Genomic DNA, 14,448 nt, shown 5'->3' with positions numbered 1-14,448 from the left:
CTTTGTTTTATCTGGCCCCAACCGGCCACGAACCTGTCTGTTCAAGGATCCTATGAGCAAGCCCACTGTCGACCCTACCTCGAACGCCAAGGCCGGACCTGCCGTCCCGGTCAATTTCCTGCGCCCGATCATCCAGGCGGACCTGGATTCGGGCAAGCACACGCAGATCGTCACCCGTTTCCCGCCAGAGCCCAACGGCTATCTGCACATCGGTCACGCCAAGTCGATCTGTGTGAACTTCGGCCTGGCCCAGGAGTTCGGTGGCGTCACGCACTTGCGTTTCGACGACACCAACCCGGCCAAGGAAGACCAGGAATACATCGACGCGATCGAAAGCGACGTGAAGTGGCTGGGCTTCGAATGGTCCGGTGAAGTGCGCTATGCCTCGCAGTACTTCGACCAGTTGCACGACTGGGCCGTCGAGCTGATCAAGGCCGGCAAGGCCTACGTCGACGACCTGAGCCCCGAGCAAGCCAAGGAATACCGTGGCAGCCTCACCGAGCCGGGCAAGAACAGCCCGTTCCGTGACCGCTCCGTGGAGGAGAACCTCGACTGGTTCGCCCGCATGCGCGCCGGTGAGTTCCCGGACGGCGCCCGCGTGTTGCGCGCCAAGATCGACATGGCCTCGCCGAACATGAACCTGCGCGACCCGATCATGTACCGCATCCGCCACGCCCACCACCACCAGACCGGTGACAAGTGGTGCATCTACCCCAACTACGATTTCACCCACGGTCAGTCGGACGCCATCGAAGGCATCACCCACTCCATCTGCACCCTGGAATTCGAAAGCCATCGCCCGCTGTACGAGTGGTTCCTGAGCAACCTGCCGGTGCCGGCGCAGCCGCGCCAGTACGAATTCAGCCGCCTGAACCTGAACTACACCATCACCAGCAAGCGCAAGCTCAAGCAACTGGTCGATGAAAAACACGTGCATGGCTGGGATGACCCGCGCATGTCGACGCTGTCGGGCTTCCGCCGTCGCGGCTACACCCCGGCGTCGATCCGCAACTTCTGCGACATGGTCGGCACCAACCGTTCCGACGGCGTGGTCGACTTTGGCATGCTCGAATTCAGCATCCGCCAGGACCTCGACGCCAACGCCCCGCGCGCCATGTGCGTGCTGCGCCCGCTGAAAGTCGTGATCACCAACTACCCGCAAGACCAGGTCGAACACCTCGAACTGCCGCGTCACCCGCAAAAAGAAGAACTCGGCGTGCGCAAGCTGCCGTTCGCCCGTGAACTCTACATCGACCGCGATGACTTCATGGAAGAACCGCCGAAGGGCTACAAGCGCCTGGAGCCCAATGGCGAAGTGCGCCTGCGTGGCAGCTACGTGATCCGCGCTGACGAAGCGATCAAGGACGCCGATGGCAACATCGTCGAACTGCATTGCTCGTACGACCCGGACACCCTGGGCAAGAACCCTGAAGGCCGCAAGGTCAAGGGTGTGGTCCACTGGGTGCCGGCCGCTGCCAGCATCGAGTGCGAAGTGCGCCTGTACGATCGTCTGTTCCGTTCGCCCAACCCCGAGAAGGCCGAAGACAGCGCGAGTTTCCTCGACAACATCAACCCTGACTCCCTGCAAGTACTCACGGGTTGTCGTGCCGAGCCATCGCTTGGCGACGCACAGCCGGAAGACCGTTTCCAGTTCGAGCGCGAAGGTTACTTCTGCGCGGATATCAAGGACTCCAAACCTGGTCATCCGGTATTCAACCGTACCGTGACCTTGCGTGATTCGTGGGGCCAGTGATTTAAGGGAGTTGTCGTGTTAACGATCTACAACACACTCAGCAAGACCAAAGAAGTCTTCAAGCCGCTCGATGGCAACAAAGTGCGCATGTACGTGTGCGGCATGACCGTGTACGACTACTGCCACATCGGCCACGGCCGCAGCATGGTTGCCTTCGACCTGGTGACCCGCTGGTTGCGTTTCAGCGGTTACGACCTGACCTATGTGCGCAACATCACCGACATCGACGACAAGATCATCAACCGCGCCAATGAAAACGGCGAGGCGTTCGACGCGCTGACCGAGCGCATGATCACCGCGATGCACGAGGACGAGGCGCGCCTCAACATCCTCAAGCCGGACATGGAACCGCGTGCCACTGACCACATCCCTGGCATGCACGCGATGATCCAGACCCTGATCGACAAGGGCTATGCCTACGCCCCCGGCAATGGCGACGTGTACTACCGCGTCGCCAAGTTCATGGGCTACGGCAAGCTGTCGCGCAAGAAGATCGAAGACCTGCGCATCGGCGCGCGCATCGAAGTCGACGAAGCCAAGCAGGACCCGCTCGATTTCGTGCTGTGGAAAGCCACCAAGCCCGGCGAGCCAAGCTGGGAGTCGCCATGGGGCGCCGGGCGTCCGGGTTGGCACATCGAATGCTCGGTGATGTCCACCTGCTGCCTGGGCGAGACCTTCGACATTCATGGCGGCGGCAGCGACCTGGAGTTCCCGCACCACGAAAACGAAATCGCCCAGAGCGAAGCCGCCACCGGCAAGACCTACGCCAACGCCTGGATGCACTGCGGCATGATCCGCATCAATGGCGAGAAGATGTCCAAGTCCTTGAACAACTTCTTCACCATCCGCGACGTGCTGGAAAAGTACCACCCGGAAGTGGTGCGTTACCTGCTGGTGTCCAGCCATTACCGCAGCGCCATCAACTACTCGGAAGACAACCTCAAGGATGCCAAGGGCGCCCTGGAGCGGTTCTACCACGCGTTGAAAGGCCTTCCCGCAGTGGCTCCGGCCGGCGGCGAAGCGTTCGTGGCACGCTTTACCGAAGTCATGAACGACGACTTCGGCACCCCGGAAGCCTGCGCGGTGCTGTTCGAAATGGTGCGCGAGATCAACCGCCTGCGCGAGAGCGATCTCGACGCGGCGGCGGGCCTGGCGGCGCGCCTCAAAGAGCTGGCCAGCGTGCTGGGCGTGTTGCAGATGCACGCCGATGACTTCCTGCAAGCCGGCGCTGAAGGGCGTGTGGATGCGGCTGAGGTGGATGCGCTGATTCAGGCGCGCCTGGCCGCTCGCGCAGGCAAGGACTGGGCGGAGTCCGACCGTATCCGTGACCAACTGACCGCGATGGGTGTGGTGTTGGAAGACGGCAAGGGTGGGACGACGTGGCGGTTGGCTGACTGACGCTTGGTTGCCGCACGCTGAATAAAAACGCCCCGACTGGTTCGGGGCGTTTTTTTTTGTGTTCTCAACGCTCTCCTCGCGATCTCAAGTGATGTGAGAGGCAAGCCCGCAAGCCTGTATGAAATGGAACCGCCCGCCGCCACTTCCCCACTTAGCGAATAAGAGGCCTCTCTGGCCTGCCGATCAGCGATGACAGGTTCACATAACCTCTACCCGCTGATGCATAGGTAACGCGTTTGACAGCACCTGTTCTTAGGACGAGGACATTTTCAAAAGTCTCTTTCAAGAGGGTTGAATATGCCGGTCTCCATGATCAATCTCCACGCACGCAACAGTCTGTACCCCTCCCACCCATCGCCTGAGCCTGAGGGCCCGCGCATCGCCGTTTCGTCTGAGAACACTGCGCAGCCCGGCTCGCCTCCAGGCAACGGGTTATTGCGAGCGCCGGGCGGGCACGTGGCGCCGCTTCCCTTTGGTACATCAGCGTTCGAGGAAACCGCTGCACGGCGCGAAAAACGCTCGCTTTTGAACGTGCCCTCCAGCGCCACGCGTCACACCCTGGGCATGCTGGATGGCCCGGCGTCTGCCTCCGTCGAAGCAGATAAAACCCTGCAAACACAATTGACCGGGAAAATGGCAAGCGTGTCTGACTCGTCGGTGAGCGTACCCGCGAACGCCCTGATCTCGCGACCGTTCGAGATCTACAAGCAAGTGGTGAATCAGCCCGAAGTACTGGCCTGGTTGAGGAGCAAGGGGTTTTCACTGGACTCGGTCGTTATTGGCCACAACGGCGTAACGGGCCTGGTCACCCGCGATGGTGTGGTCACCCGCCAAACCTATGCGTTGCAAGACACCTGCGGCTGGTGGCAAATATCCGGTCGAGTGATGCGTGCGCTCGAAGCACTGGACCCCTCACACCACGGCGTGCCTTACGTCTCTGCCGCCAGCTCGCACATTTCTCGCAACGTGGCGAGCCTGTTTTATGGCGTTCAGCCGCCTCACACCCCGGAGCAAGCGAGCGCATTGGCCGCGACGCTGGAGGCGGGTTGGCCCGCGCTCTCCACAGCCCAGACACGTAACCGCCAACTCAGGCTCGAATGGGCCAAGCGCGGTATCGATGAAATGGACGACCGACACAACCTGGCGGACGCCTTGGAGCGAGTGGCGCAGGGCCTTGAAGACGATAAGCCGATAGCGTTATCGGCTACCGCGTTCGAGGTGTCTCGAACACACCCGTTAAAGAGCGATCACGAGGCTCGCACACGCCTGGCCGAGCTGATTGCACGCCCCGAGATGCAGGGTGTTTTGGCGGACCTTGGGCAAACATTGCCGGACCGGCCGGTGCGTATCAGCGAAGGCCGTCTGCAAGTGCTGCAACCCACGCTGAATCAATGGTTGGAGGTACCTGTCAGTGACCGTTGGAGCCAGCCGCTGAAAGACGCATTGGCGGCGGTTGTCGTGTCGAGCGAACCGTTCGGTAACGCGCTCTATTCAGACGATAGCCACGATCTGCGCCAGGTCGCCAGGTCGATGGGCCTGGGGGCGCTCGATACCGCCGGCCAGGCTCGCGCCGCTGCCAAATGGCTGCGCACCTACTTCGCGCCGACGACGCCTGTCGGTAATTACGCGACATTACTGCCTCAGCATTGGGCTGCGGGCGCCTTGTCGGCGGGTGACAAAACCAAGTTGATCGCGTTGGCGACGGATCAGAAGTATGGCGCCAATACGATAGGGTTCGCCTTGGGCCTGCACGCGGTGACACACGTCGACCCGCAGGAAACAGCCGCCAAGGCAGACCAGATCTGGGACGACATACTCAACACCCCGCAGGCCCGGCAGTGGGGGCTGGAGCTCGCCCAGGCGTTGAATTGGTATACGGGGAACGCCGACAGTGATGCCGCGCAACACAAAAACCTGCTGACCAGCGCCATCCTGCTCAGTGTCGACCCAGATGTTCCCGGCGTCCCGGGAAGCGCCGCGGGTTACCCGTTTTATACGCCGGCCAACATGGGCCGTGAGATGGGGGCCGTACGCAAAGACTTTGAAAAGCACCTGATCGAGAAGAAAGGCGTGAGCGTACGGGCTGCACCGTTGGTGGCTCATCTGTTCCTGGCACATGCCGCCCCGGAGTTTTTGGTGAAACCGGACCAGCAGGAGTCTGCAGCGCTCCCCGGGCCGCTACGCCAGGCGCCAGGCAAAATACGTATCGGCAGCCCGGCGTGGATGACGCTCAGCCTGGGCACCGCATTGGCTGAAGTGTGGGGCGGTGCCGGCGCCAGTCGCGGCATGAGCCTCACCGAGCTTGGCGCATTGACCACCCTGCAAGCCGTGCAGCCGCAACAACAGGTCCTGGCCATAGGGCTGGGTGCCAAGTTGGTGCTGGATGCAGGGGTCATGACGGGGGCCGTGCCGCGGCGCAGCGACAACCGCTATACGCCAGAGGATTACCAGTTGGCGTCTAGCGCCATAGCCCGTCGCAGCGAGGCGCTCGAGCAGTCCGTCGTCACACTGGGGACGGCGCCGCCCACGCGTAGCAGTCTGGCGATCAAGGCACTGAAACAGGCATTTCCCGAGCTGACCGAGCGCGAGATCGAAACGCTCACGTTGACCAAGCCCGCGACGAAACACAGCCTATCGGGTGTGGGCATTAATACGAAGTGGCCGACCTTGGTCGAGGCGTATGCAACGGGCGATCTGCATGAGCATTGGTTCAAATTCAGCCACCCTCGAATGACCCAAGCGCAATTTGAAGCCCGAATACAGACACTTCCGCGTATTGCCGATCAGGTCGCAGGTGCAGTCGATGAGTACCTGAGTGATGTCAAAGGTGCGATGCCCTCGCTGATGAAGATGAGCCTTGCAAACCTGCCGCTTGACGTTCGGCAGGCGCTTGAATGGGGGGAGGTCGACGTCTACAGGCTGCGTCGGGAAACCGGTGAAACGCAGAAGGATGACGCTGCCAAGGGCAATAAGGTAGCCCGGAACCGTGGGTGGCACGGGGTACTGCTGCGCAGCAAATACAACGGTAAATACCGCTACCTCGAATTTTTTCCCACGTCCGGGACGATCATTGATCGCACGGCCAGTCTGGCGGGGAACAAGTCATTGAACCTGAAGGGGGGCGTCCTTGAAAAAGAGACCGTGCCCAGATGGAGAAGTGGCGAGAAGACCCACTGGTATCTGCGGGGCACAAGGCAGCCTTTTGATTTCAACGCCTACCTCACCGGGGAAGCCCCTCGCGAGAACACCTGGTCTAAGGTCATCATTTCCAAAGTCGGTGCTTCCCTGGCGGGGTCAACGGCCAAAGGCGCCGGCGACAACCGTAATGACTGGGTGCCCGACACCTTTGCCTCGGCTAAAAGCCAGGCGATTGTCGACACTGTCCTGACGGGTAATTACCTGGGCAATTTCAGCGGGCATCGCCAGGAACTCATTGACCATGCCAATGCCATGCTGCCCAGCGAAGACACTGTTCGAGGCTACGTCAATCGTCTGACGAGTGGGGAGAACGGTCGCGCACTGGTGTCGATGATTTCGTTCATCGGCCCATTGGTGGATATCTATGAGGGCAACGTCAAAGACGGCTTAAAGAATCTGGCAATCGATGCATTGCTGCTGATTGGCGCGGGAGGACTTCAGGGCGCCCGCAAAGCCTGGAAGGCGGTCAAGTTTGCCTCGCGCCTGAACAAGCAGGCATTTGGCATTTCTGCTCTTAAGGAAGGCACGGCATTGCTGCGTGGCATTTTCAACCCGGCGGATGGCTTATCCAACCTGCCGAGCCTGCCGGGTCGACTCACCAACTTTTTAAGACGTTCGAGCAAGGGTGTCCCCGTCAGAATCGGGATGGGCGTGTATGCACCGGTTGATATTTTTGCAAAGCTTCGCTTCACCCGTGACACCACTCCCACGGTCGTCGACATGCTCAATAAGGCGAATGCCCAGCAGGTGACTCCCCTGCAGGGCACGGTTAACCAAGTGGAGTTGCAGGCGATCCAGGCAGGGGGGCAATGGTATGCGATCAATCCCCACAGCGGTTTACCGTTCGGCTCGCCCCTCCAGGGTTTTGTCCCAACACACCCTTAGCACCCACGGGCTGATGGCGTCGCTAGGCTGATTTGGAGCGTTCAGCTCGGCGACTGCTGACCTCGGCGGGCACATCGTCACCGGCCATGCGTTTGCGAAACAGCGCCGTACGCGCCAGCAAAAGGGTAGTCACCGGCACGGTGATCGACAGCAGAATCGGGATCAACCAACCGTGCAACACCGGCCCGGACTTGAGTACCGAAAAATAGATGATCGACGCCAACGCCACACACCATGCACCCAGCGTCGAGGCCAGCGCCGGCGGGTGCATGCGCTGGAAGAAGTCCTTCATGCGCAGCAAGCCAATTGCTCCGATCAGCGCGAACACACTGCTTAATACCAGCAGCACAGCCACGAGGATTTCCACCCATAACGGCATCATTCAATCACCTCCCCACGCAGCAGGAATTTGGCCAGGGCAAACGAGCCGACGAAGCCGAACAGCGCGATCAACAGCGCCGCTTCAAAGTAGGTATCACTGGCGTACCGGATGCCCAGCACCAGCATCATCAGCATCGCCAGGATATACAGGTAGTCCAGCGCCAGGACCCGGTCCTGGGCCGAGGGGCCTTTGAACAGGCGCACCAGGGTCAGCACCATGGCCAGCGAGAACAAAAACAGGCTGAACAGGATCGCATTGGCGAGCAGGGCGCTCATTCGAAGATCTCCATCAGGGGCCGTTCATAGGTGGCTTTGAAGTGTTCGATAAACGGCGCTTCATCGTGCAGGTCGAAGACATGCAACAGCAGGAGGCTGCGGTCCAGGGCCAGCTCCGACCAGATGGTGCCGGGAATCACCGTGGTGATCATCGACAGCGCGGCGAGGCCGTTGGGGCTGCGCAGATCCAGGGGGATCTTGATGAAGCGCGAGTGTGGCGGGCGTGAGCCGCAGGTCAGGACGCGCCACGCCACTTGCAGGTTGGAGACAATCACGTCGCGGCCCACCAGCAGAAACAGGCGCAGGATCACGCCGGGACGGCGCAGGCTTATCGGTTGCGGGCGCAGCGGTGCCATCATCCACGGCGCAAGAACGCCCAGCAGTGCGCCCAATAGCAGGTTGCCGGGGCTGACCGACAGGTTCAGCAGCAGCCACAGTATGCACAAGGCCAGCGATAACCACGGGGCAGGGAGCAGGCGTTTCATGGCTGTACCTCCCGTGCGGCGGCCTTGGCTTCAGGGCTAGGCACCGGGCGCGTGGCCATCACGGCCATCACGTAGCGCTCCGGGTTGTTCAAGCTCTGGGCGGTGGCCAACGTGTAGTGCAGCAGGGGTTCAGCCTTGAAGGTCAGCGCAATGCTCAGGCCCAGCAGCAGGAAGATCGGCAGGCACTCATAGCGCCGCAACAGCGGCGAAGGGCGCTCTTCGGGGGTCCAGAAGCGTTGGATGCCCAAGCGCGCAAAGGCGATCAATGAAGCCAGCCCGGACAGAATCAGCAGCGCCACCAGGCCCCAGGCCGCCGGGCGAATCGGCTCATCCACGGCATTGCCCAGGCCCAGCGGGTTGACCAGCGCACTCAAGAGGCTGAGCTTGCCGATAAACCCGGACAACGGCGGCATGCCGATGATCAGCAGCGCACAGGCGATAAAACTCAAGCCCAGGAAGGCCATGGTCCAGGGAATGACCTGGCCGACCACGGCTTTCTGTTCGTCATCCAGATTCACGCCTGGCCGTGGATGCAGCGACTCCATGGCCTTGGGCAGCGCATCGATTTCTTCATCCAGCGGCAGGTCATTGGCCGAGCGCGACCGCTCGATCAATTCCGCCAGCAGGAACAGTGCGCTCAGCGCCAAGGTGGAGCTGACCAGATAGAACAGCGCCCCGGCGGTGAGGCTCGGCTGGGCAAAGCCCACCGACGACAGCAGGATCCCGGCCGATACCAGAATGCTCAGGCTCGCCATGCGTTCCAGCCGCTGCGCCGCCAGCATGGCCAGCGCCGCGCAGACGATGGTCGCCATGCCGCCATACACCAGCCAGTCGCCGCCAAACAGCGCCGATGCGCCGGCCTGGCCGGAAAACAGCAGGGTCCACAAACGCAGCACGGTGTACACGCCGACCTTGGTCATGATCGCAAACATCGCCGCCACCGGCGCGCTGGCCGAGGAGTAGGCGGGCGCCAGCCAGAAATTCAGCGGCCACATGCCGGCCTTGGCCAGGAACGCCGTCGCCAGGATCGCCGCACCCGCATGCAGCAGGCCACGGTCAGCTTCGGGCACCAACGGAATCTTCAGCGCCAGGTCGGCGAAGTTCAGCGTGCCGGTCACGCCGTAGATCATCGCCGCGCCAATCAGGAACAATGACGACGCCAGCAGGTTGATCGCGATGTAATGCAGCCCCGCCGATACGCGCGCGCGGCCGGAACCGTGCAGCATCAAACCGTAGGACGCCGCCAGCAGCACTTCGAAGAACACGAACAGGTTGAACAGGTCGGCCGTAAGGAAGGCGCCATACAGGCCCATCATCTGAACCTGGAACAGGGCATGGAAACTGGTGCCGGCACGGTCCCAGCGGGCCATGGCAAACAGCAGCGCGCTCACGCCGATGATCCCGGTGAGCACCAGCATCAGCGCCGACAGCGGGTCCACCACCAGCACGATGCCGAACGGCACTTGCCAGTTGCCCGGCAGGTACACGCCAATCGAGCCGGGGCCGTCTTGTTGCGTCCAGTACAGCAGCAACACGGCAATGCCCAGGCCGATCAGGCTGGAGAACAGATTGATGCGCGCCTTGAGCGGGCGGCGCTTCTCGCCGAGCATCAGCATCAGCCCGGCGGTCAGCAACGGCAGCAGGATCGGCGCGACGATCAGTTGATTGACCCCATTCATTCCTTGGGCTCCCGGCCATCCACGTGGTCGGTGCCGGTCAGGCCTCGGGAGGCCAGCAGCACCACCAGGAACAATGCGGTCATGGCGAAGCTGATGACGATGGCCGTGAGTACCAGTGCCTGAGGCAGCGGATCGGTGTAGTTGAGCAGGTCCTGCGGCACACCGTCCTTGATGATCGGCTCCTTGCCGATAAACAGGCTGCCCATGCTGAAAATGAACAGGTTGACCCCATACGACAACAGGCACAGGCCCATCACCACCTGGAACGTTCGCGGGCGCAGGATCAACCACACACCGGAGGCCGCCAGGACCCCAATGGCAATCGCGATGACTTCTTCCATCAGGCGGCTCCTTCTGTTGCGGCAACGGGTTGGGGCTGGTTGCTCGGTTTGTGCGCGCGCACCGATTGGTGGCCGAGGGCGGTGAGCATCAGCAGGGTGGAACCGACCACCATGGCGTACACCCCAACGTCGAAAAACAACGCACTGGCCACATGGATATCGCCCAGCAGCGGCAGGCTCACATGCCAGGTATGGGTGGTGAGGAACGGGTAGCCGACAAACAGCGCGCCGAGCCCGGTGAGGGTCGCCGACAGCAGCCCGAAGCCCATCCAGCGCATCGGCCGCAGGCGCATCTGCGCTTCGACCCACTGCGTACCGGCGACCATGTATTGCAGAATGAACGCCACCGACATCACCAAGCCTGCGACGAATCCGCCGCCCGGTTGGTTGTGGCCGCGCATGAACAGGTAGAACGACACCACCAGCGCAATCGGCAGCAGCAGGCGCACCAATACCGCCGGCACCATCATGAAGCCCAGGGCGGTGTCGCTGGCCTGGCGCGGGTTGACCAGGTCGGTGGCCACGTCCGGCGCCAGTTGGCGCTGTTGCGCGGGCAGTTGCATGCTTTCCTTCGAAGGGCGGAAGCGGCGCAGCAGCGCGTAGACGGTCAGCGCCACGGCGCCGAGCACGGTGATTTCGCCCAGGGTGTCGAAGCCCCGGAAGTCCACCAGCATCACGTTCACTACATTGCTGCCGCCGCCTTCGGGCAGGGCACGGCTCAAGTAGAACGAGGAAATGTCGTTGGGCGTCTGGCGCGTCAGCATCGCGTAGGACAGCAGCGCCATGCCGCCACCGACCACGGTGGACAACAAGAAGTCACGCAGGCGACGGACACGGGCCTTGCGCAACGAACTGGGCAGTGGCGAGACGTCTTCGATCCGCCGTGGCAACCAGCGCAGGCCGAGCAGGATCAGCACCGTGGTGACGACTTCGACGACCAATTGGGTCAGCGCCAGGTCCGGCGCCGAGAACCACACGAAGGTCACGCAGGTCATCAGGCCGCACACGCTGACCATGGTCAGGGCCGCGAGCCGGTGATACTTGGCTTGCCAGGCGGCGCCCAGGGCACAGGCAATCGCCAGCAGCCACAAGGTTACGAACACGACGGAACCGGGGATCTTCGGCCGCTCGCCCCAGGTGAGGCCACTGTGCAGCAGCGGGATCATGGCGCCTATCACCGCGACGATCACCAGCAGGAACAACTGCGTTTGCAGGCGCTTGGTGCTGATGCGTTTTTCGATCTTGCGTACCCCGCGCATCATCACCACCAGGCAGCGTTCGAAACCGCGCTTGCCGTTGAAGTAGCTGATGACCGGCGGGTATTTGAAGCGACCGCGCTTGAGTTGCTTGCGCAGCATCAGGTAGAGCACCACGCCGCCGGTCATGGCCACCAGGCTCATGATCATCGGCGCGTTCCAGCCATGCCAGATCGCCAGGCTGTACTGCGGCAGCACACCGCCCACCACCGGCAACGCGGCGGCGGCGAGGATCGAACCGACCATCTGGGCCGGGAAGATCCCCACCAACAGGCAGGTCAATACCAGCAGCTCAACCGGCGCGCGCATCCAGCGCGGTGGTTCGTGGGGCGTGTGCGGCAAATCGGTGGCGGGCGGGCCGAAGAACACATCGACGGTAAAGCGCAGGGCATAGGCCACGCTGAATGTGCCGGCGATGGTCGCAATCACCGGCAGGGCGATTTCCACCCATTTTGTCGCCGAGATAAACACCGTTTCGGCGAAGAACATCTCTTTGGACAGGAAACCATTGAGCAACGGCACGCCGGCCATGGAGGCGCTGGCCACCATCGCCAGGGTCGCGGTAAACGGGATCAGCCGCACCAGGCCGCTGAGCTTGCGGATGTCCCGCGTGCCGCTTTCGTGGTCGATGATGCCCGCCGCCATGAACAGCGAGGCCTTGAAGGTGGCGTGGTTGAGGATATGGAACACTGCCGCGACGGCGGCCAGCGGGCTGTTGAGCCCCAGCAGCAAGGTGATCAGCCCGAGGTGGCTGATGGTGGAGTAGGCCAGCAGGCCTTTGAGATCGTTTTGAAACATGGCGCAGTAAGCGCCGAGGAGGAGGGTGAGGGCGCCGGCACCGCCGACGATCCAGAACCATTCTTCGCTGCCCGACAGCGATGGCCACAGGCGGGCCAGCAGGAACACGCCGGCCTTCACCATCGTCGCCGAATGCAGGTAAGCGGAAACCGGTGTCGGCGCCGCCATGGCGTGGGGCAGCCAGAAGTGGAACGGGAACTGCGCGCTCTTGCTCAACGCGCCGATCAGCACCAGGGTCAGCATCACCGGGTACAGCGAGTGCGCGCGAATCTGATCGCCCGCCGCCAGCACCTGGTCCAGGTCATAGCTGCCGACGATATGCCCCAGCAGCATCACCCCCGCCAACAGGCACAAGCCGCCCGCGCCGGTGACCATCAACGCCATATAGGCGCCGCGTCGTGCATCGGCGCGGTGGTGCCAGTAGCCGATCAGCAGGAACGAGAACAGGCTGGTCAGTTCCCAAAAGAACACGATCTGCACCAGATTGCCGGAGATCACCAGCCCGAGCATGGCGCCCATAAACGCCAGGAAGAACGCGAAGAACCGCGGCACCGGGTCTTCCGGCGACATGTAGTAGCGCGCATACAGCGACACCAGCGTGCCGATGCCCAGCACCAGCATCGAGAACAACCAGGCGAAGCCATCCATGCGCAGCACGATGTTCAGCCCCAGGCTGGGCAACCACATGAATTCTTCGCGGATCACGCCGCCATAGGCGACCTGGGGGTAGAGCAGGGCAACTTGAACAGTCCCCACCAGCGCCACGAGGCCGGCCAGCAGGGATTCGGTATTACGTGCGTTGTGCGGCAGCAAGGCCGCCAGACAGCTGCCGATAAAAGGCAGAAGCAGTAGAACTATCAGGGACATAGGCTTCTAATCTGCGGGAGTTTGGGATGCATCATACGTGCCGCTTTCGTGATCACCAAACGGCAAGATGTGGCAGGATCCTACAAGGTAGATCGAAAATTCCGAATAAGCATTGTTTCAGCCCCGCACCGTTACCTGTGGTGAAGGCCGGGTCTTATCCTTGTTGTTCGTGTTCTACCTCCGCTTGAAGTTCAACCGCCTTCTGCCCGCGCGTCTTCATCTCACTCACAATTACCGCCAGCACAATCAACACCGCCCCCAGCATCGCTATCGGCGGGAAGCGCTCGCCGGCGAGCCGCCCGATCACCCCGGCCCAGACCGGCTCACCGGCATAAATCAAGGTGGCCCGTGTTGGCGAAACGCTCTGCTGCGCCCAGTTCATCGCGACCTGGATCACCGCGCTGGTCAAGCCCAGGCCCACCGCGCTGAACAGCAGCAACCACGAGAACCCCGGCAATACCTCGCCCATCGGCACGACCATCAGGAACGACAGCAGCGATGCCGTGGCCAGTTGCACCACGGTGACGCGACGTACATCCACCTGCCCGGCAAATGCGCTGATCAGGATGATTTCCGCGGCAATCGCGATGGCGCCGATCAAGGTCGCGATTTCGCCGGGGCTGAAATTCAGCGATGCTCCGGTCGGGCCGGTCAACAGCATCAACCCGGCAAACGCCAGCATGATGCCGATACTGGGCATCAAGCCCGGACGACGCCCCAGCACCAGCCATTGCAGCAACGGCACGAACGGCACGTACAGCGCGGTGATGAACGCCGACTGGCTGCTCAAAATGGTTTGCAGGCCGATGGTCTGCAGGCCGTAGCCGAACATGATCGCCACGCCGATAAACACCCCGGCCTTCAGTTCGAACAGGCTCAGGTCACGCAGGGTGCGCAGGGAAAAGAAGCCCACCACAATCGCGGCCGCCGCAAAGCGCAGGCCCACGAAGAACATCGGCCCGCTGACGGTCATGGCGTGCTGCACCAGCAAAAAGGTGCCGCCCCAGATCATGGTGATAAACACCAGGATGCATTCGGCTTTGCTGAAACGATTGAAACGCGAAGGGGAGGTCGGGGCGGTCATGGCGGCTCTGGTCTTGCAAGGGAAAGGCACGGACCGCACAATGCGCC

10 protein-coding genes are annotated in these 14,448 nt (G+C 62.1%); 3 read left to right on the top strand and 7 right to left on the bottom strand.

Going from position 1 to position 14,448, the window contains the following annotated elements:
* Nucleotides 1-52: 52 nt before the first annotated feature.
* The 3 genes from KSS96_RS18050 (at nucleotide 53) to KSS96_RS18040 (ending at nucleotide 7,234) form a co-directional block, all read left to right on the top strand.
* A complete protein-coding gene (locus KSS96_RS18050) occupies nucleotides 53-1,753 on the top strand; it encodes a glutamine--tRNA ligase/YqeY domain fusion protein (protein WP_116077829.1) in 1,701 nt (566 codons plus the stop codon).
* Nucleotides 1,754-1,768: 15 nt separating this feature from the next.
* A complete protein-coding gene (gene cysS / locus KSS96_RS18045) occupies nucleotides 1,769-3,151 on the top strand; it encodes a cysteine--tRNA ligase (protein ID WP_017527137.1) in 1,383 nt (460 codons plus the stop codon).
* 456 nt (nucleotides 3,152-3,607) lie between these two features.
* On the top strand, nucleotides 3,608-7,234 hold the full coding sequence (locus KSS96_RS18040) for a hypothetical protein (RefSeq protein ID WP_217855175.1): 3,627 nt from the start codon (nucleotides 3,608-3,610) through the stop codon (nucleotides 7,232-7,234).
* A gap of 22 nt (nucleotides 7,235-7,256) precedes the next feature.
* On the opposite strand, the gene KSS96_RS18035 is transcribed toward KSS96_RS18040, so the two are convergent.
* From KSS96_RS18035 to KSS96_RS18005, 7 genes are all read right to left on the bottom strand, one after another.
* Complete coding sequence (locus tag KSS96_RS18035) at nucleotides 7,257-7,616, bottom strand: Na+/H+ antiporter subunit G (protein ID WP_017527139.1); 360 nt, start codon at nucleotides 7,614-7,616, stop codon at nucleotides 7,257-7,259.
* Nucleotides 7,613-7,891 (bottom strand): K+/H+ antiporter subunit F, encoded by a 279-nt coding sequence (locus KSS96_RS18030; protein WP_017527140.1) that lies wholly within the window; start codon nucleotides 7,889-7,891, stop codon nucleotides 7,613-7,615. The genes KSS96_RS18035 and KSS96_RS18030 overlap by 4 nt, the downstream gene beginning before the upstream one ends.
* Nucleotides 7,888-8,376, bottom strand: coding sequence for a Na+/H+ antiporter subunit E (locus tag KSS96_RS18025; protein ID WP_017527141.1), 489 nt, complete (start codon nucleotides 8,374-8,376; stop codon nucleotides 7,888-7,890). Before KSS96_RS18025 ends, KSS96_RS18030 begins: the two co-directional genes overlap by 4 nt.
* On the bottom strand, nucleotides 8,373-10,055 hold the full coding sequence (locus KSS96_RS18020) for a monovalent cation/H+ antiporter subunit D (RefSeq protein ID WP_065877461.1): 1,683 nt from the start codon (nucleotides 10,053-10,055) through the stop codon (nucleotides 8,373-8,375). Before KSS96_RS18020 ends, KSS96_RS18025 begins: the two co-directional genes overlap by 4 nt.
* Entirely contained in the window at nucleotides 10,052-10,396 is a 345-nt protein-coding gene (locus KSS96_RS18015; protein WP_003192163.1) for a Na+/H+ antiporter subunit C, read from the bottom strand. Before KSS96_RS18015 ends, KSS96_RS18020 begins: the two co-directional genes overlap by 4 nt.
* Nucleotides 10,396-13,317, bottom strand: coding sequence for a monovalent cation/H+ antiporter subunit A (locus KSS96_RS18010; protein WP_116077832.1), 2,922 nt, complete (start codon nucleotides 13,315-13,317; stop codon nucleotides 10,396-10,398). The genes KSS96_RS18015 and KSS96_RS18010 overlap by 1 nt, the downstream gene beginning before the upstream one ends.
* A 154-nt stretch (nucleotides 13,318-13,471) precedes the next feature.
* Nucleotides 13,472-14,401: a DMT family transporter gene (locus KSS96_RS18005; protein WP_068934691.1), complete on the bottom strand. Its 930-nt coding sequence runs from the start codon at nucleotides 14,399-14,401 to the stop codon at nucleotides 13,472-13,474.
* Nucleotides 14,402-14,448: the final 47 nt, after the last annotated feature.

The organism is Pseudomonas asgharzadehiana (assembly GCF_019139815.1).
Lineage (GTDB): Bacteria > Pseudomonadota > Gammaproteobacteria > Pseudomonadales > Pseudomonadaceae > Aquipseudomonas > Aquipseudomonas asgharzadehiana.
This window is presented reverse-complemented; position numbering and strand designations above follow the sequence as displayed.